Origin of the sequence: Eggerthella sinensis (assembly GCF_003339815.1) — a bacterium.
In the GTDB taxonomy this organism is placed as follows: Bacteria; Actinomycetota; Coriobacteriia; order Coriobacteriales; family Eggerthellaceae; genus Eggerthella; species Eggerthella sinensis.
In genome coordinates this window covers 102181-120760 of sequence record NZ_PPTT01000010.1, presented here as the reverse complement: position 1 = coordinate 120760, position 18580 = coordinate 102181, and the positions used below count along the sequence as shown (strand labels likewise).

The 18580-nt window shown below is 65.4% G+C and carries 12 protein-coding genes; 3 read left to right on the top strand and 9 right to left on the bottom strand.

Translation table 11 applies throughout. The features are described from left to right. On the bottom strand, positions 1-2099 hold a 2099-nt coding region (locus C1876_RS07465; protein WP_244910075.1), incomplete at its 3' end, for a HelD family protein. A 140-nt stretch (positions 2100-2239) separates the two neighbouring features. Between C1876_RS07465 and C1876_RS07460 the strand changes: the two genes are divergently transcribed. Together C1876_RS07460 and C1876_RS07455 are read left to right on the top strand one after the other, a co-directional pair. Next, a complete protein-coding gene (locus C1876_RS07460; protein ID WP_114546088.1) occupies positions 2240-2983 on the top strand; it encodes a class I SAM-dependent methyltransferase in 744 nt (247 codons plus the stop codon). A gap of 26 nt (positions 2984-3009) precedes the next feature. Then, a complete protein-coding gene (locus C1876_RS07455; protein ID WP_114546087.1) occupies positions 3010-3864 on the top strand; it encodes a DegV family protein in 855 nt (284 codons plus the stop codon). A 256-nt stretch (positions 3865-4120) separates the two neighbouring features. Here C1876_RS07455 and C1876_RS07445 read toward each other — a convergent pair whose 3' ends face one another. The 6 genes from C1876_RS07445 to C1876_RS07420 form a co-directional block, all read right to left on the bottom strand. Beyond that, positions 4121-4828, bottom strand: a complete 708-nt coding sequence (locus C1876_RS07445; protein WP_114546086.1) for a response regulator — start codon at positions 4826-4828, stop codon at positions 4121-4123. After that, positions 4821-7616, bottom strand: coding sequence for an ATP-binding protein (locus C1876_RS07440; protein WP_114546085.1), 2796 nt, complete (start codon positions 7614-7616; stop codon positions 4821-4823). The genes C1876_RS07445 and C1876_RS07440 overlap by 8 nt, the downstream gene beginning before the upstream one ends. A gap of 20 nt (positions 7617-7636) precedes the next feature. Continuing rightward, positions 7637-8239, bottom strand: a complete 603-nt coding sequence (gene kdpC, locus C1876_RS07435; protein WP_114546084.1) for a potassium-transporting ATPase subunit KdpC — start codon at positions 8237-8239, stop codon at positions 7637-7639. Positions 8240-8294: 55 nt separating this feature from the next. Beyond that, positions 8295-10436 (bottom strand): potassium-transporting ATPase subunit KdpB, encoded by a 2142-nt coding sequence (gene kdpB, locus C1876_RS07430; protein ID WP_274542566.1) that lies wholly within the window; start codon positions 10434-10436, stop codon positions 8295-8297. Positions 10437-10454: 18 nt separating this feature from the next. Continuing rightward, positions 10455-12233, bottom strand: coding sequence for a potassium-transporting ATPase subunit KdpA (kdpA, locus tag C1876_RS07425; protein WP_114546083.1), 1779 nt, complete (start codon positions 12231-12233; stop codon positions 10455-10457). A gap of 331 nt (positions 12234-12564) precedes the next feature. Then, complete coding sequence (locus C1876_RS07420) at positions 12565-13449, bottom strand: LysR family transcriptional regulator (RefSeq protein ID WP_158544645.1); 885 nt, start codon at positions 13447-13449, stop codon at positions 12565-12567. Positions 13450-13681: 232 nt separating this feature from the next. Between C1876_RS07420 and C1876_RS07415 the strand changes: the two genes are divergently transcribed. Beyond that, entirely contained in the window at positions 13682-15310 is a 1629-nt protein-coding gene (locus tag C1876_RS07415; protein WP_158544644.1) for an FAD-dependent oxidoreductase, read from the top strand. A gap of 125 nt (positions 15311-15435) precedes the next feature. Here the strand turns inward: C1876_RS07415 and tsaD are convergent, their stop codons facing one another. After that, positions 15436-17922 (bottom strand): tRNA (adenosine(37)-N6)-threonylcarbamoyltransferase complex transferase subunit TsaD, encoded by a 2487-nt coding sequence (tsaD, locus tag C1876_RS07410; protein ID WP_114546080.1) that lies wholly within the window; start codon positions 17920-17922, stop codon positions 15436-15438. Continuing rightward, on the bottom strand, positions 17919-18434 hold the full coding sequence (gene tsaE / locus C1876_RS07405; RefSeq protein ID WP_114546079.1) for a tRNA (adenosine(37)-N6)-threonylcarbamoyltransferase complex ATPase subunit type 1 TsaE: 516 nt from the start codon (positions 18432-18434) through the stop codon (positions 17919-17921). Before tsaE ends, tsaD begins: the two co-directional genes overlap by 4 nt. Positions 18435-18580 lie beyond the last annotated feature (146 nt).

Genomic DNA, 18580 nt, shown 5'->3' with positions numbered 1-18580 from the left:
GGGGCGAGCAGGGTGATGCTGCGGGTGGCGCGGGAGATGGTGGTGTACAGGCGGCGGCGCGTGAGGGCGTTGTCGGGGAACACGCGCTCGCTCGCGTCGGGCACGATGACGTGGTCGAACTCGAGCCCCTTCGCCAGCTTGAGGGGGACCAGCACCACGCCGCACTGCGGCAGCGTCGCATTCGCGTCGATGAGCTGCGGGGCGCTGTCGCCCAGCTGCTCGAGCTTCTTCTGCAACTGCTTCGCCGCATGCTTCTGCGGCACCACCACGGCGGTCAGGCCGTCGTCGTCGGACGCTTCGGCGATGACGCGGCGCAGCTCGCGATCGTACTCCTGCTCGTCGGCGCACGCGAGGATGACGGGAGCCGTTTCCTCGCGCTGGATGGACGAGATGCGCACGCGCTCGGCGTGGTCGAGCAGGCGCGCGAACAGGGAGGTGATTTCGGGCGTCGAACGGTAGCTGGTCATGAGACGGCATTCCTCAAGCGGGCCGCGCACACGCTCGAACAGCGCGCGGATCTCGGCGAACGTCGCCGTGCCCGGATTAATGGCCTGGTTCTCGTCGCCCAGCAGCAGGAAGTGCGCACGCTTGAAATAGCGCGCCAGCACGGCAAGCTGCGCCACCGTGTAGTCCTGCACCTCGTCGATCATCACGTACTTCGCGTCCGGGTTGCCGAGGCCCGTGAGCGCCATTTTGAGGTAAAGCCATTCCACGGCAGTCAGGTTCTCCACGCCCAGCAGGCGCATGCCGATGCGGTCGATGCGCAGCCAGTCGTCGCGGCGCACGGCCTCGAGCGCGCCCGCGTAACGCGCGTCCACGAACTGCTGCGCCACGGCGCGCACCTCGTCTTCGTCGTGCGGGTTGAACGTCTCGCGAAACAGCTCCACCTGCTCGTCGGGACTGAGCAGCGAGATTTCGTCGAGCACCTTCTCCGACGTGGCCAGCTGCTTCAAGCGGCTCATCACGCGCTGCTCGAGCTCTTCGCGCATGAGCGTGACGAGGTGCGGGCCGGCGGGAATGTTCCTGAACTTTGCCGCCACCTGCAAGATCTGCCCCACCGCGATGAAGCGCTCGCCTTCGCAGTGGATGTCCTTGAAGTCGTGGTCGTCGAACGTGAACGTGGCGCAGGCTTCGTCGATGCGCTCGAGCGTGTCGAGCGACGCGGGCGCCTGACCGCCGGTGCGCTCGGGCGGCATGACGCCTTGCAGGAACTCGTCCCAGGTGAGCAGCTGGGGGTTGCGCTCGCCCAGGTCGGGCAGCACGTTGTCCACGTAGCGCTGGAACACGGGGTTCGGCGTGATGAGGAACACCTGGCTGGGATCGAGTTCGTCGCGCTGCTGATAGAACAGATACGCGATGCGCTGCATGAGCACGGAGGTTTTGCCGCTGCCCGCGATGCCGTTCACCAGCAGGGACGGCACGTCCTCGTGGCGGATGACGAGGTTCTGCTCCTTCTGGATGGTGGCGGTGATGGCCTGCATCTGCGCCGTGCGGCGCTTCGACAGCGAGGCCAGCAGCATGGTGTCCTGGATGGCCACACTCGTGTCGAAGTAGGCGTTCAGCGTGTCGGCGTCGATGTCGAACTGGCGGCGCAGCTTGAGGTCGACGTTGATGGTGCGGCCGTTCGCCACGTACGACGTGGGGCCGTTTTCCTGGTTGTAGTACACCTCGGCAACCGGCGAGCGCCAGTCCACCACGAGGCGACGGTAGTCCTCGTCGGATATGCCGGCGGTGCCGATGTAGAGGTCCTTCGGCTCCTGCCCGGGCTTGAGCTGCAGCGTCACCTTCGCAAAGTAGGGCTGCTTGAGCAGCACCTGGATACTGGTCAGCTTCTCGGCATCGACGGTTTGCGCCAGGTTGTACGCGTCGATGACGCGGTTCACCGTGGCGAAATCGGCGTAGGTTTCCATGGCGTCGGCATAGCTGGCCAGGTTCACCGTGAGTTCGTCGGTCATCGCGAGCTTGTCTTCGGCAGCGCTCTTGCTGTTCTTCTCCATCTTCGCCAGCAAGTCGTGGCCCATGGTTTGCAGCTTCGCGTAGGTGTCGCTCAGGTGCTGTTGCTCTTCTTCAAATACGGGGTCGTCGTGCTCGTTTTGCAAAGGTGCTCCTCAGTCTCCGTCGTTGGCTCGGGAGATTATACGCTCCGTCTGTTCAAAAAAGGAGCCTGTTCGTGGCAAGTTCCTTTCCTGTATAATAAAGGTGCATCCTACCCTCTTATCCAATCAACGGAGCACCTCTTTTGAGCATCGATACCGCCACCGGCAAGGAAGCGCCTGCCGATATTTCGTCCGAACGCGTGAAGGACATCTTCTCGTCCATCGCCAAGAAGTATGAGCGCTTCAACGCCGTCTCGAGTTTCGGCGCCTACAAGGCGTGGCTCGCCGGCATGATGCGCCAGGCCCCCATCGGCGCCGATGCCGACGTGCTCGACATCGCGGGCGGCACGGGCGACGTCACGTTCACCGTTGCGCGCGCGAAGCACCCCCGCCACATTCAATGCACCGACCTCGTGGACGAGATGCTGGACGTGGCGCGCGCTCACTACGCCGACGGCGCGGCCGAAGGCGTGCTCGTGGATTTCGAAGTGGTGGACGCGCAGCACATCCCCTACGCCGACGCGTCGTACGACGCCATCACCATGGCGTACGGCATCCGCAACATGCCCGAGCGCGATCAGGCGCTCTCCGAGATGTTCCGCGTGCTCAAGCCCGGCGGCGCGCTCGTGTGCCTGGAATTCTCCACGCCGCCGAACCGCGTGTGGCGCGCGCTGTACAGCTTCTACCTCAAGCACCTCATCCCTTTCTGGGGCGGCCTCATCACGGGCGACCGCGAGGGATTCGTGTACCTGTCGCGCTCCATCAAGGCGTTCCCCGACCAACGCGGGCTGGCCACCATGATGGAAAAGGCCGGATTTACTGACGTGACCTGGAAGAACTACACTGGCGGCATCGCTGCCGTGCACGTGGCAATCAAGCCGCACTAGGATACCCCCACTAAAAGGAGCGCCTCATGACCACTCGTATTCTCGTTGCGGAAACCGGCGCTGACATTCCCCCGGAGCTCGCGCAGCAGCACGGCATTGCCATCGTGCCCATGCACGTGTCGTTCGGCAACCAGACCTTCGACGACGGCACCATTCCCGTCTCGCGCATTTTCGAGCACTACCGCACCACGGGCGAGCTGCCGAAAACGAGCGGGAGCATGCCCGAGGATTTCGCGAAGGTGTTCGACGCCATCGAGCGCGAGCATCCCGACGCGCAGATCATCCACCTGGCGTACTCCGCCGTCACCACGTGCTCGTACGAATCGGCGCTCACGGCGGCGAAGGGGCGCAGCGGCATCACGAGCTACGACACGAAGAGCGTGACCGCCGGGCAGGCGTTGGTGGTGCTGAGCATCGCCGAACTGCTGGAAGCGCAGCCCGACATCTCCGACGCGGCGCTTGACGAGGCCATCCGCAATCGCATCGAACGCATCCGCATGGCGTTTCTGCCGGGCAGCCTGGAGTTCCTGCGCGCCGGCGGGCGCCTGAGCAACGCCGCGTACGTGGGCGCGCACATCCTGCGCATCAAGCCGGTGGTGGAAATTCTCGACGGCAAGCTGGTGGCCACGAAGAAGTACCGCGGCTCGTCCATGCAGGCGGCGAAGAAGCTCATGGCGGAGTACCCGCAGCAGGAGAACCTCGATCGCTCGCGCATCGTGTTCATCCGCGCGGAGGGGCTGTCCCCCGACATCGAGCGCGTGGCCGAGGAAGAGGCCCGCGAACAGGGCTTCCAGTCGGTGAGCTGGATCACCACCGGCAACGTGATCTCGTCCCACGGCGGCCCCGGCGCCTTCGGCATCGTAGGCTTCGCGAAGGAGTGAGGGCTAGCTGCTCCGGCGAAAATCTGGCTCGACATGCGCTTCCCCTCCAAACGCCGTAGCACCTGCAAGCTGGGCGCTCCTCCGTCTTCGCTTGAGGGTTCGGGGTCGGCAAACACCACTTCGACATCATCAGACACCAGGTCGTCCAGGGTCACGCCGTAGAGGCGCGCGAGCGCGCTTGCCTTGTCAAGCGCGGGAGCGGAGAGCAAAATGCATTCGCATCCGACGCCGCCTCGCTGCTACAACTTGAACCACGTTAGTCTACGCGCATCATGCGGTAGCCTACTCCTACGTGGGTTTGGATGTAGAGGGGGTGGGCGGGGTCGGGCTCGATCTTTTTGCGGAGGGTGGCCATGAACACGCGCAGGGACGAGCGGTCGGAGGCGAGCGCGCTGCCCCACACCTCCTTGAGCACGTAGTTGTGCGTGAGCACCTTGCCCGTGTTGCGCGCGAGCAGGCAGAGCAGCTTGTACTCGAGCGGCGTGAGGTGCAGCTCCTCGCCGTCGCGATGCACGCAGGCGGCGGCGTAGTCGATGCGCAGCCCGCCGTTCTCGTAGACGGATTCCTCAGCCTGGCCGCGCATGGCGCGCTCGCGCTCGAGGCGGCGCAGCGCCACGCGCACGCGCGCGAGCAGCTCTTCGACGGAAAACGGCTTCACCAGATAGTCGTCGGCGCCCGCGTCGAGCGCCTCCACCTTGTCGGCGTCCTCAAGGCGCGCCGACAGCACGATGACGGGCAGCGCCGACCATTCGCGCAGAGCGCGAATGACCTCCACGCCGTCGCGGTCGGGCAATCCCAGGTCGAGCACCACGAGGTCGGGCGGCTGCGTGGACAGCTCGAGCAGCGCCTGGTTGGCCGTCTTGGCCTCCTGGCATGCGTACCCGTGAAGGTTGAGGGTGGTCGTGACAAGACGACGCACGGCGGCGTCGTCTTCCACTACCAGTATCTTGTAGCCATCAGCCATGGGCTTCCTCCGTCTCGCTCAGGCGGTCGGCAATCACGTCACCAGCTTCCACCGCGGGCAGCATGAACGAGAACTCGCTGCCGTGCGGCTGCACGTTGTGCACCTCGAGCACGCCGCCGTGCACGTCCACGATGGAGTGGCACAACGGAAGCCCCAGGCCGAGCCCGCGCTTGAAGTCGCCGCTCTTGCCGCCGCGCACGCCGGTGGAACCATTGTAGAACAGGTCGAACAGGTGCGTGCGCTCCTCCGGCGAAATACCGGGGCCTTCGTCCGACACGCCGATGCGCACGCGCGGCCCTTCCGACCCTGATCGGGGCACGGCGGTTGCCGACACGACGATGCGTCCGTCGGGCGGCGTGTACGACACCGCGTTGTTCACGAGGTTGATGATGACCTGGATGATGAGGCGCGCATCCATCTCGGCCATGAGCAGCTCGTCGTCGAGCACGACGTCGATGCGCCGCTGTCCGGCCCGCCTATCAACATGCTGCAACGCCTCGCGCACCACCTCGCCCACGAGCTCGGGCTGACGGGCGATGTGCAGGGTGCCGTTGTCGATGCGCGTGATGGACAACAGGTTCTCCACGAGCGTGACCAGCCAGCAGGCATCGTCGTGGATGTCGCGGTACAGGCGCGTCTTCTGCTCTTCGGTCAGCGCGCCGCCCTCGTGCAGCAGCACGTCGGCATCCCCGGAGATGCTGGTGAGCGGCGTGCGCAGGTCGTGCGAGATGGTGCGCAGCAAGTTGGAACGCAGCGTCTCCTTCTCCACGCGCACGGCCATGTGGCGGCGCTCGCGCTCGAGGCTTATCTGCTCGGCGGCCTGTCCGCACTCGTCGAGCACCATGAGGAGGAGGTTCTTCTCGAATCCGCCGAAATCCTCGTCGTCGGCACCGTCCATCACGAGGCCCGCCACGCCGTACACGGCATCCTTCGCCCTGATGGGAAGGTAGAGGCAGCGCGCGTCGGCAAGCGTCTCGGTGGTGGCGCCCGCGCGCTCGTTGTTCGTGGCCACCCACGCCGCCACGCCCGCCTCGCCCGGCGACACGAGCGCCGCCGAAGCCGCGTTGCCCACCGTGCCGGGCACGTCGTACACTTCGGGCGCGCCGAGCGATGCGCCCTGCAACCGGTACATCACCACGGGACGGTTGAGCAGCTTGATGATTTGCTGCGCCGCCAAGCGAAAGCACGTGTCAACATCGGGGGCCGCCTGCAGCTTGCGGCTGGATTCCAGCAGCACCTCGGTGCGGTACGCGCGGCGCGTGGTGCTGATGGCCTGGCGCTTCATGCGCACGGCCAGCGACGACGCCGCCAGCGTGCCCAGCAGCAGGAAGCCGAAGATGAACGGGTAGTTCAGCCCGTAGGCGTTGAAGGTGAAGCGCGGCGTGGTGAAGAAGAAGTTGTATGCCAGCATGCAGCCGAGCGAGGCGATGAGCCCGTAGAAGAACCCGTCGGCCTTCGTGGCGAGGAACAGCACCACGAGCAGGTACAACATGAGGATGACCGACGATGACAGCCCGATGGCGTACACGCCCATGCCGAGCGCCGTGGCGATGGCCACGGCCGCGAGCGCCTTCCACAGGTCGCCCATCGTGGGACGCAGGCCGGCGGCTTCGCGCAGGCGCCCGTACTGCGCCGGCAGGTCGCGCACGGGCACCACGTTCACCACGGCACCGTGCACCTGGCGCATGAGCCGATTCGCCAGCCCTTCGCGGCCGAGCGCGAGCGAGCGCAGGCCCATCGTGTTGCCCACCACGATGTGCGCGATGCCCGCCGTCTCGGCGTATTGGGCGATTTGCTGCGCGATGTCCTCGCCGTACAGCGTGACCACGTGCGCGCCCAGCTCCTCGGCGAGGTCGGCGTTGTCGTGCAGGCGGGTGCGCTGCGCGCTTTCCAGCTTCTTGTCGCGCGATGTTTCCACGATGAGCGCCGTGAGCGTGCCGTGGTACGCCTCGGCCATGTTCGCGGCCTCGCGGATGGCCTTCACGTTGCCCGCATCGGCGGTGACGTACACGAGCACGTCCTCGCCCACCTCGATGCGCTTGCCCGACTCCACGCATTCGCCCTTGCGGGTAAGGCGGTCGGCCATGCGGCGCAGCGATATCTCGCGCAGCGCCGCCAAGTTCTTGCGCGAGAAGAAGTTGGACAGCGCCGTGCTCGCGCGCTCGGGCAGATAGATTTTGCCGGCCTCGAGGCGGTCGATGAGGTCGTCCGGCTCGATGTCGACGAGCTCGACGGACGCCGCCTGGTCGAACAGCCGGTCGGGGATGCGCTCGGCCACGCTGACGTGCGTGATGGCCGCGATCTTGTCGTTGAGGCCCTCGAGGTGCTGCACGTTGACCGTGGTGAACACGTTGATGCCCGCGCGCAGCAGCTCTTCCACATCCTGGTAGCGCTTCTTGTGGCGCCCGCCGGGCGCGTTGGTGTGGGCCAACTCGTCCACGAGCACGATTTGCGGATGGCGCGCGAGGGCGGCGTCGAGGTCGAATTCCTTGAGCGTGATGCTGCGATGGTGCATCTCACGTGGAGGAATCTGCTCGAGACCCTCGACGAGCGCCATGGTTTCGACGCGGGTGTGGGGTTCCACATACCCCACCACCACGTCGTAGCCGTTCGCGAGAACCTCGTGCGCCTCCATGAGCATGGCGTACGTTTTGCCGACGCCCGCCGCGTAGCCGAAGAATATCTTGAGCTTGCCGCGCGTGTCGCCCTCGGCCGCCTCGGCCTCCTCGATTTGCCGGAGGATGGCGTCGGGGTCGGGGCGCGCGTCGCAGTCGTACGTCTCTGCCATCGCTACCCTTTCTCGTTGGCCTACAGAATACCATCAAGCATGAGGTTCACCTTCAGCACGTTGACACGCGCCTGGCCGAGCACGCCGAACTGAGGCTGTTCCGTGCACCGTTCGATGATCTCACGGATCTCAACCGTGCTCTTGCCCGTGTTCTTCGCCAGGCGATCCACCTGGTACTCGGCGGCCGCCGGCGAAATGTGTGGGTCGAGGCCGCTGCCCGAGCACGTCACGAGGTCGCTCGGGATGGCCCGGTCGCCCTTCTCGGGGTGCGCGGCGCGAATCTTCTCCACGCGCTCGGCCACGAGCTGATCGAACTCGTCGCTCGCGGGGCTGAGGTTCGACGGACCGTACCACATGAGGGGGTTGCCCGCGTCATCGGTGAACGTTTCGACGTTCGCGTTCGTGGGACGGCCCCACATATGATCGTCGTCGGAGAATTCCTGGCCAACAACCGTGCTGCCGTACTTCACGCCGTCGACTTCGATGATGGATCCGTTCGCCTGATGGGGGAACAGCAGCTGCGCGATGCCGGTGCACACGAGCGTGTACAGGACGCCGCACAGCAGCGTGGCGACGAGGAAGAAGAGGGCGGCGGTGATCCAGGTTTTTGCTTTCGTAGTCATAAGAGGATCCTTTCTTTGGAGGGTGGGAACAGGAGGGAGGTGGTGCTTCTCCCTCCTACACCACGCCCACCGCCACGAGGGCCATGTCCAGCAGCTTGATGGCGACGAACGGAAGCACCATGCCGCCCAGGCCGTACACCACGAGGTTGCGGGTGAGCAGGCTCTGCGCCGTTCCTTCGCGGTACTTCACGCCGCGCAGCGCCAGCGGGATAAGCGCCACGATGATGAGGGCGTTGTAGATGATGGCGGCGAGGATGGCCGACGACGGGCTGCCCAGCTGCATGATGTTGAGCGCCTGGAGCTGGGGGTACAGCGGCACGAACAGCGCCGGGATGATGGCGAAGTACTTGGCCACGTCGTTCGCGATGGAGAACGTGGTCAGGCTTCCGCGCGTCATCAAGAGCTGCTTGCCGATGCGCACGATGTCGATGAGCTTCGTCGGCGACGAGTCGAGGTCCACCATGTTGCCGGCTTCCTTCGCCGCCTGCGTGCCGCTGTTCATGGCCACGGCCACGTCGGCCTGCGCGAGCGCGGGCGCGTCGTTCGTGCCGTCGCCGGTCATGGCAACCATGTGCCCTTCGGCCTGGTAGCCGCGGATGGCCTCGAGCTTCGTCTCGGGCGTGGCCTCGGCGATGAAGTCGTCCACGCCGGCCTCGGCCGCGATAGCCGCCGCCGTCATGGGGTTGTCGCCCGTGATCATGACGGTTTTGATGCCCATGGTGCGCAGGTCGGCGAAGTTCTCCTTGATACCCTGCTTCACGATGTCCTTCAGATAGACGACGCCCAGAATACGATGATCGCGAGCAACAAGCAGCGGAGTGCCACCTGCGCGGGAGACATCTTCAACGAAGCCGGCGCACTGAGCGCTGTACGTGCCGCCGTGCGACTCCACATAAGCCTTGACGGCATCGGCCGCCCCCTTCCGAATCTCATGGCCGCCGAAATCGACGCCGCTCATGCGCGTCTGCGCCGTGAACGGGATGGACTCCATGCCCGAGCCCTCGAGCGAGCGGGCGCGGATGTCGAACAGCTCCTTCGCCAGCACCACGATGCTGCGGCCTTCGGGCGTCTCGTCGGTGAGGCTTGCCAGCTGCGCGGCATCGGCCACGTCGCGCTCGGTGGCGCCGTCGACCGGCAGGAACGCGGCCGCCTGGCGGTTGCCCAGCGTGATGGTGCCGGTCTTGTCCAGCAGCAGCACGTCCACGTCGCCCGCCGCTTCCACGGCGCGGCCGCTCATGGCCAGCACGTTCGCCTGGTTGAGGCGGCTCATGCCGGCAATGCCGATGGCCGACAGCAGCGCGCCGATGGTGGTGGGCGCCAGGCACACGAACAGCGCGATGAGCGAGGTGAGCGTCGTCGGGTTCGGCGCGCCCTCCTGCCCCGCCGTGAACAAGCTGAACGGGAACAGCGCCACGGCCACGATGAGGAACACGATGGTGAGCGCGACGAGCAGGATCTCGAGCGCGATCTCGTTCGGCGTCTTCTTGCGCGCGGCCGACTCCACCATGGCAATCATCTGGTCGAGGAAGCTGTGGCCCGCGTCGGCCGTCACCTCGACAACCAGCCAATCGGACAGCACGGTGGTGCCGCCGGTCACGGCCGAGCGGTCGCCGCCCGACTCGCGGATGACCGGGGCCGATTCGCCCGTGATGGCGCTCTCGTCCACCGAAGCCGCGCCCATGACGATTTCGCCGTCGGCGGGAATCTGCTCGCCCGCCGCCACGAAGAACAGGTCCTTCTTCTTGAGCGTGGCCGAGTTCACCTCGTCGGCGTTCAGACGGAAGAACTCCGCCGGATCGTCCACGTGCGCCGCCTTCGCCACCTGGCCCTGGTTGAGCTTGTGGGCGTCCACGTCGCGCTTTGCGGCGCGGAGCGAGTCGGCCTGCGCCTTGCCGCGACCTTCGGCAAGCGCTTCGGCGAAGTTCGAGAACAGCACGGTGAGCCACAGCACCACCGAGATGGCCAGCACGAACGCGGGATGCGAGTCCGTCACGCCGAACAGCGACAGCACGAACAGGATGAACGTGAGGATGGCCGATAGGTACACCATGAGCATGACGGGGTTCTTCGCCTGCTCACGCGGATCGAGTTTCGTGAACGCGTCACGCACCGCACGCTTCGCGAGCGCGCTCATGGCATCGTCGTTGCGATTGCCGCGGGGGTTGCGTCCGCGTTCTTCCATGGTTGTTGTAGTCATAGCTCCATTCACCTTGCCTTACCCGAGAACCATCTGAAGGTGCTCGGCAATGGGACCCAGCGCGAGCGCGGGGAACATCGTGAGTGCGCCCACCAAGAGGACGATGACGATGAGCAGGAACACGAACATGGCGTTGCATGTTGACAGCGTTCCCGAGCTCGTGGCCACCTTCGAGCGCTTCGCCAGGCCACCGGCCAGGATGAGCGCCGCCGCCAGCGGGATAAAGCGGTTTACCAGCATTTCAAGCCCCAGCACCACGTTGATCATGGGCGTGTTCGCGCCGAGACCCGCGAATGCCGAGCCGTTGTTGCCGCCTGCCGAGATGGCCGCGTACAGCACTTCGGAGAAACCGTGCGCGCCCGTGTTGGTGAGGCTGTCCACCGTTGCGGGGTCGAGGCACATGACGGCCGCGCCCACGAGGATGACGAGGGGCGTCGTCACGCACAGGATCACCGCCATGCGCATTTCCTTCGGCCCGATCTTCTTGCCCAGGTACTCGGGCGTGCGTCCCACCATGAGGCCCGCGATAAACACGGTGAGCAGGACGAATCCGATGAGCGAGTACAGACCGCAGCCCACGCCGCCGAACACCACTTCGCCGAGCGCCATGAGAATCATGGGCACCATGCCGCCGAGGGGCGTGTAGCTGTCGTGCATGGAGTTCACCGCGCCGTTCGATGCCGCCGTGGTGAATGCGGCCCACACGGACGAGTCCGTCACGCCGAAGCGCGCTTCCTTGCCTTCCATGTTGCCGCCCGACTGGTCGGTCATGCCCATGTACACCGCGCCGTCTTGCGCAAGCTGCGGCGTGCCCGTCTGCTCGAAGTACGCGATGGCCACGAGGCCTGCCAGCAGCAGGATGAACAGGGCCGCGAACAGGGCGCGTCCTTGCCGACGATCGTTAACGAAGCGTCCGAAGCTGAACACGAGCGACACCGGAATCAGCAGCAGCGACACGCATTGGATGAGGTTCGTGAGCGGCGAGGGGTTCTCGAGCGGGCTTGCCGAGTTCACGCCGTTGTAGCCGCCGCCGTTCGTGCCCAGCTGCTTGATGGCAACCTGGCTGGCTTGCGGGCCGAGGGGGATGACCTCTTCCGTGACGGTTTGCACGGCCGCGGGATCGTCCGCGTCCACGATGGTGCCGTCGGCGGTGACGCCCACCGGCTCCACAAGCTGCACCGTCTCGTACGGCGTGAGGTTCTGCGGAGAGCCCTGCGCCACATCGACGATAGCCACCACGAGGGACAGCGGCAGCAGCACGAACAGCACCGCGCGCGTCGCGTCCTTCCAGAAGTTGCCGAGGCCCGGCGCGTTCTCGGCCACAATGCCGCGGAACAGGGCGAACAGCACGGCGATGCCCACGGCCGGCGTGACGAAGTTCTGCACCGTCAGGCCGATGGCCTGCGAGAAGTAGCTGAGCGCCGACTCGCCGCTATACGACTGCCAGTTCGTGTTCGTCACGAAGCTGACCGCGGTGTTGAACGCGAGGTCCCAGCTGAGGCCGGGGAGGCCCTCCGGGTTGCCGGGCAGCACGCCCTGCAGCATGAGGATGGCGAACAGCCCCACGAGCGAGATCGCCGAGAATGCGAGTGCGCTCACGAGGTAGCGCTTCCACCCCATGTCTTCGGTGCGGTCCACGCGAATGCCGCGGTAGATGAGGTTCTCCACCGGGGTGAACACGCGCGACAACACGGTGCGCTCGCCCGCCATGACCCGGTTGAGGTAGCCCGACAGGGGAATGGCCAACGCCACGAGCAGTGCAAGGTACACCGCGTACTCGAACACTTCGCCCATCATCGCTCATCACCCCCTCGCAGAAGCACATAAAAGAGGTAGAGCGCAACGATGATGCTCAAACCCCCTACGATGCCGGTAACGATTCCCATCTTGATCCTTCCTTACGAGTTGCCTGGCGTGGTAGCGCATCGACAGCGCCGCCACCAACCCAGCATAGAAAAAGCCGCATGAGCGCGGCATAAAGAAGCAAGCTGGAGCATTAAGATGGGATTAAGATTGGGGGTCCCCGCACCCCCCCCCCTTGCGTCGCGAGGGGCGCTCGTTGGTCGCATGCCCCTCCGCGACGCAATGGGGGGGGATCGGGAGATGCGGAGGACGAGGCAGGCGCAGACTATGCCCTAAATGCCTCTATCAGGGCATGGACGTTCGGGTTGGGGTCGTCGGCGCGGTAGGCTACCATTTGGTCGAGCGTGAGCGGGCGGCCGTCCAGCTCGTCGAACAGCACGACATCATCGCGGTCGGTGAGCGCCTCAGTGTTGATGCCGCAGGACGCAATGGCGTCGCCGAGATCCACGTAGCGGAGCGAGAGAGGGCTCGCCACGGGAATCATGCGAAACGTCAGGTCGAGATCGTCGCCGAACAGGCGGAGAGCCTGCGCAACCATGAAGTCGTACCACTTGCTGCTCGTGATAGCCACCGTAGCACCGCGCAGGTCCTCTCTTCGCAACGCGCTGAGCGATGCAAGGGGATGGTCCTTTTTCATGCAGATACGCATGCGATCCTCGCCCACCAAAGCCGTTGCGATACCCCGGCGCTCGGCATCGGCGGCAAGATGGGGCGAGAAGGAAAAATCGTAGCACGTGCTGATGTCGACGATTTCCTTATCGAGCTCGGTCAAGGGCGCAAGCGAGTCGATGGACAGCTCGATGAGCTCGAAGGGGATACCGCCCGCGCGTGCCAACAAGTCGGGCAGGAAGGGGATGTCCCCGGTGGTTTTGATGCGCACCGCCGGGTAGCTTTTCACCAGTTCGTCGCAGGCGCGCACCGCTTCGTCATAGCTGGCAAGCGCCGCCTGCACGCCGGCGAGAAACCGCTGCCCCGCAGGCGTGAGTTCCGCGCCGCGCTTTCGGTCGACCAGCTGAAAGCCCAGCTCCTTCTCCAGGTTGGCAATGTGCACGCTCATGGCGGGTTGCGACAAATGCAGCTCCAACGCCGCAGCACTGAAGTTCTGGCATTTGGCGAATACGACGAATTCCCGCAGCGTTTCAAGCCTCATGTCCATGCCCCTTCGAACGCGTCCCTTCCCCTCACGCCGTACAGCGCTCGTTCATTTTAGCACGCTACATTCCCACCAAAAATGCTGATCAATCACGTATTACAAAGCGTAATACCCACTTTCCTGCTTCCTATTCTCACTTCGAAAAGCGATATTTCACCTATTGATCGAGGTCTTCCTATACTCGCACCACGCCGAAAGGCGTACAGACAATCAGAGGAAAGGGATGATCATGGAACTGACACGAAGGAGCTTCCTCATGGGTGCCGCCGCGCTCGGCAGCACGCTGGGACTCGGAACGCTTGCGGGCTGCTCGAGCGGAGCAGCGAGCGCGGCGGACAACGGCACCTGGGACAAGGAAGCCGATCTCGTGGTGGTGGGCGGCGGCACGGGGCAGGCTGCCGCCATCGCCGGAGCCGCTGCGGGCATGAGCGTGATCCTGCTTGAAGCGCGCGATATGGTAGGGGGCGCAATGGCGTTTTCAGGCGGCAATGCCTGGCTCGCGAACACGGAATACTCGAATGCGAACGGCGACAGCTACGATTTCGCCAAGACGTACCTCGACCATATGCAGATGGGCATGGACAACGAAGAGCTGGTGACGGCATATCTCAACAACACGCAGAAGGTTGTCGAAACGCTTACCGCAAACGGCGTGAACATCCAGCCGCTACCTCGCAACGGCCAATACCAGCCGAACTGGGAGGGCGCGGACGTGATCGGACGCAGCTGCCAGGTGATGGGGGATAACGATGGCGACGACGTTTCCGAAGCGGGCGGCGCGCGATTGAACAGCTCGCTTTCCACCGCATGCGACAAGCTGGGTGTGGAGGTGCTCACGAAGACGCGAGGACGACGCCTCGTGACGAGCCGCTCCGACTCCGACGCAACGCCCCGAGTTGTGGGCATCGTGGCCGACGGGAAGAAGGGCGAGCTGCGCATCAAGGCGAACAAGGGCATCATCCTGGCAACGGGCGGTTTCGAGTGGAATGAAAAGCTTGTGCAGAAGTACGTCCGCGTACCGCTTAAGTACGGCCTTTCGTGGCCTGAGAACATCGGCGACGGCCTGCTTATGGCGCAATCGGTGGGAGCCGATCTCTGCCTCATGCCCCATACGTTCGGCATGCCGTGCTTCCAGGCGCACGGCGAATACGCGCGCGAGAACGGACAGATCATGTCCATGGCCGGAAACGCAGCGCGCAGCAACCCCGGATCGATCATCGTCGATCAGAACGGACGACGCTTCTGCCGCGAGGATTCGTCGTACATGTCAATCAACAACACGTTCGGAGGCTACAACAACTTCGGCGACGAGGGCTACTCAGCCGACCCTGCCTGGTGGATATGCGATCAGCTGTGCTACGACCAAAACGGCGGGCCGACGGGCACGTGCGCCTCGTGGGGATATCCGGTACCCGAGATCCCCGAGGACGACTATGTGTTTAAGGCTGATACGCTCGAGGAGCTCGGGGTGCTCATCGGCGTCAACGCCGAGCAACTTGTGCGCACCGTCGACGAGTACAACCTCCACGCGAAGGATGGAGAAGATCCGTTGTTCCACCGCGGGGAAGTGGGAACCGCGGGGCAGCCCGCCTTCGACCTCCAAGTCATGGAGCAGCCGCCGTACTATGCCGTGGCCATCAACGCCGGATGCTGCGGCACCATCGGCGGGCCCCAACTCAACGGGAATGCGCAGGTCATGCACGTGAATGGCGAACCTATCGAAGGCCTGTACGCCATGGGCAACTGCGCCGGCGTAGGTGGTCCCGGCCCCTCGTACGGCGGTGAAGGTGGCACCATTGGCCCCGCCTTCACGTTCGGCGTGATCGCCGTGAATCACATGGTGGGGATTAAGGGCTAAAACTCGGCGCATCCGTCCTCCGCCCCTCCTCCTTGCGTCGCGAGCAAGACAAGCGAACCGCGCATCACGCTCGCGACGCAAAGGGAGGGGGACCGGAATAGTCGAATAAACCGGGAAAGCGACCCTTAATACGCCTCGTCTAGGTTGGCGTGGGCTTGGGCGTCGGCTTCTAGGGGGAAGAACTTGCTTTGGCGGTAGCGATCCAATGCTACGAGGGCGATCATGCCGGCGTTGTCGCCGCAGGCGCTCATGGGGGGCAGTGTGAGACGCACGTGGAGGCGCTTGCAGAGCGCCTGGTAGGCCTCGCGCAAGACCGGGTTCGCCGCCACGCCGCCGCCGAGGCAGAACGTGCGCGCGCCCGTTTGGCGCAGCGCCATCTCCGCCTTCTTCACCTGCACGTCCACCACCGCTTGCTGGAAGCTCGCGGCGATGTCGGGCACGTTGAGCTCGCGGCCGGCGACCCGTTCGGCATTGATGTAGCTGACCACGGCGGTTTTCAAACCCGAGAGCGAGAACCGCAGGTCGCCCGAATGCATCATCGCACGCGGGAAGGGAATAGCCTTCGGGTTGCCGAGCGCCGCCTCGCGCGAGATAACGGGGCCGCCCGGATAGCCGAGGCCGAGCGCCTTCGCCACCTTGTCGAACGCCTCGCCCACTGCGTCGTCAATGGTGGCGCCGAGCGTCTCGTAGTCGTTCCAGTCCTTCATGTGCACGAGCAGCGTATTGCCGCCCGATACGAGCGACACCACCGCCGGCGGCTCGAAGTCGGGCGCGCCGATCTTGTTCGCGTACAGGTGGCCTTCGAGATGGTTCACGCCGATGAACGGCTTGCCCGCCGCCCAGGCCGCGCCCTTCGCGAAGGCGACGCCCACCACGAGCGCACCCACGAGGCCCGGCGCGTAGGTGACCGCAACGGAATCGAGATCGCACCAAGTGAGACGCTCCACCCCCAGCGCGGAGGCCGCCACGTCGAAGCACTCGTCGCACACGCCGCAGATGGCCTCGATGTGCTTGCGGCTGGCAATCTCGGGCACCACGCCGCCGAAGCGCGCGTGGAAGTCGATCTGCGAAGCCACCACGTCGGCGAGGAGCGTGCCGTTGCCGTCCACGATGGCGGCGGCGGTTTCGTCGCAGGACGACTCGATTGCCAGGATGAGCGGGCGCGCCGCGTCGAGCGAGGCGGATGTTTCACGTGAAACATCCGTTTGCATCAAGGCGTCCGCGCACACTTCGGCGGCGGCGTCGTGCACCTGCAGCTCCATGCCGGCCACGTCGTGCTTCGCGAGCGGCAGCGGGCCCTCCATGATGACGGCGTCCTCACCGTCGGCATAGTAGTGCGGGCGCACGCCGAGCGAGCGGAGTCCCACGGCCTCGTACAGCGCCTGCGCGCCCGCGTTCGACGCGCGCACCTCGAGCGAGCACCGTGCCGCGCCCAGGTCGCGTGCATCAGCCGCCACGCGCGCCAGCAGCCCACGCGCGATGCCGCGGCGCCGCGCCGCCGGATCGACGCCCACCTTGAGAATCTGCACGCCCCCATCGACGATCCACCCGCCGGCATAGCCCACGAGCGTCGACCCCTCGAACGCGGCCCACCAGCTACGGTCGGTGCGGGGAAGCTCGTCGGCTACGAGGGCCTCGGTCCAGGCGTCGGCGGCCATGACCCGCGTCTCGAGCGCCGCAACGGCGCCTGCGTGCGCCGCGTCGAGCGGCTTGTACGTGATGCCGAACTCGTCGGGACGCGCATTCAGAACGGCGGTATCGTGCATGCTCGCGCGCTGATCGCGCCGCAGGGCCACATCCTGCACGCCGGTCGACAGGTTCTTCGGATCGTTCTTCGCCAGGCGGATGCGCTCGTTTTCCTCCGCGTCCGAAAGGCGCGTGTACACGGGCAGCGCGAACGCCGGGTCGTGACGACGCGCGTCGAACGGGTCGGCCTCGTCTGCGCGCCACGCCGCCTGCAACGCCAGCAGCAGGCCGCGCCCCGTCGGCGTCCAAAGCCCCTCGTCAAGCATCACCCCGCACGCGGCGAACAGTTCGGCATACTTGCGCAGGGCGTCGCCCGTCACCTGCAGCGATGCCTCGTCGGCGGCCAGTTCTTCCGCAGCCAGCTCCGCCTTCACCACGCGGTCGGCCTCAAGACGCTCGATACCGGCGTCGCTCAGATCGAACCGCACCGGATACACTTCCTTGCGCATGGCGTCGGCCACCACGGCAAGCGGCCCTCGCACGTCGGCCGCCCACGCGTTCCACGCCACCGCGTCGAGCGACGACACGCCGATGAGCGGCACCTCGAGCGCGGACGCCACGCCCTTCGCCGTCGCCATGGCAATGCGCACGCCCGTGAACGATCCCGGACCGCGCCCCACCACCACGCACGCGATGTCCTCGCGCGCCACGCCGTACGAGGCAAGCGTCTCGTCGATGCGCGGCAGCAGCTGCGTGTTCGACGCGCGGCGCGCCTCGATTTCCACGGACGCCACCACATCAACCGTGCGCGAGGCGCGATCGAGCGCGCCCACGCCGATGGCGATCACTTCGTTGGCAGTATCGAATGCGAGCACGTACGGCGCTCGCCCAGACGCGTCCTCAGGACGCGAGTTCACATCGCTCACGCATTTCCTCCCGCGCACTTCATGAGTCGCGATTTCGAATCCTTCGCCCACACGAACAGCAGCCTGCGCGCGCGGTCGCCGTACGCATGCACGCGCACGGTACGATTGCCCTCGTCATCCACGCGAATGGATAGCTCAAGGTAGCCGTACGGCAGCGCTTCGGGGAACTTCTCGCCCCACTCGATGAACGACGCGCCATCGCCGTCGATGGTTTCGTAGTAGCCGATATCCTCGAGCTCGTCCGCGTCGTCGAGACGGTAGAGGTCGAAGTGGTACAGCGGCAGCGAGCCCGCCGGGTACGTGAGCAGGATGTTGAACGTGGGGCTGGTCACCTGGTCGCGCACGCCAAGGCCTGCGGCGACGCCCTGCACGAACTGCGTCTTGCCTGCGCCGAGGTCGCCCGACAGCACGATGACGTCGCCTGCCTGCAAGTACGGCGAAAGGGTGGCCGCCAGCTGCTTCGTCGCTTCCGACGAGGTGGTTTTCCGCGTATATGTCAGTCCATTTGCCATGCCTCGTATCATACGCCAACGCCCCCACCCGGGCCAGCCCTCCCGAATATCCCCGCATTCCCCCGCATTCGTGGATACGCGTAGGCGGGCGCGCATCTTTGAGCTATGATCACATCGAACAGCGAATGCCGAAGACGGCGCGCGGA

Bases quoted from the DNA above. Each gene is read 5' to 3' on its own strand.
- C1876_RS07455 (WP_114546087.1), top strand. From the start codon at position 3,010: ATGACCACTCGTATTCTCGTTGCGGAAACCGGCGCTGACATTCCCCCG.
- C1876_RS07445 (WP_114546086.1), bottom strand. From the start codon at position 4,828: ATGGCTGATGGCTACAAGATACTGGTAGTGGAAGACGACGCCGCCGTG.
- C1876_RS07440 (WP_114546085.1), bottom strand. From the start codon at position 7,616: ATGGCAGAGACGTACGACTGCGACGCGCGCCCCGACCCCGACGCCATC.
- kdpC (WP_114546084.1), bottom strand. From the start codon at position 8,239: ATGACTACGAAAGCAAAAACCTGGATCACCGCCGCCCTCTTCTTCCTC.
- kdpB (WP_274542566.1), bottom strand. From the start codon at position 10,436: ATGACTACAACAACCATGGAAGAACGCGGACGCAACCCCCGCGGCAAT.
- kdpA (WP_114546083.1), bottom strand. From the start codon at position 12,233: ATGATGGGCGAAGTGTTCGAGTACGCGGTGTACCTTGCACTGCTCGTG.
- C1876_RS07420 (WP_158544645.1), bottom strand. From the start codon at position 13,449: ATGAGGCTTGAAACGCTGCGGGAATTCGTCGTATTCGCCAAATGCCAG.
- C1876_RS07415 (WP_158544644.1), top strand. From the start codon at position 13,682: ATGGAACTGACACGAAGGAGCTTCCTCATGGGTGCCGCCGCGCTCGGC.
- tsaE (WP_114546079.1), bottom strand. From the start codon at position 18,434: ATGGCAAATGGACTGACATATACGCGGAAAACCACCTCGTCGGAAGCG.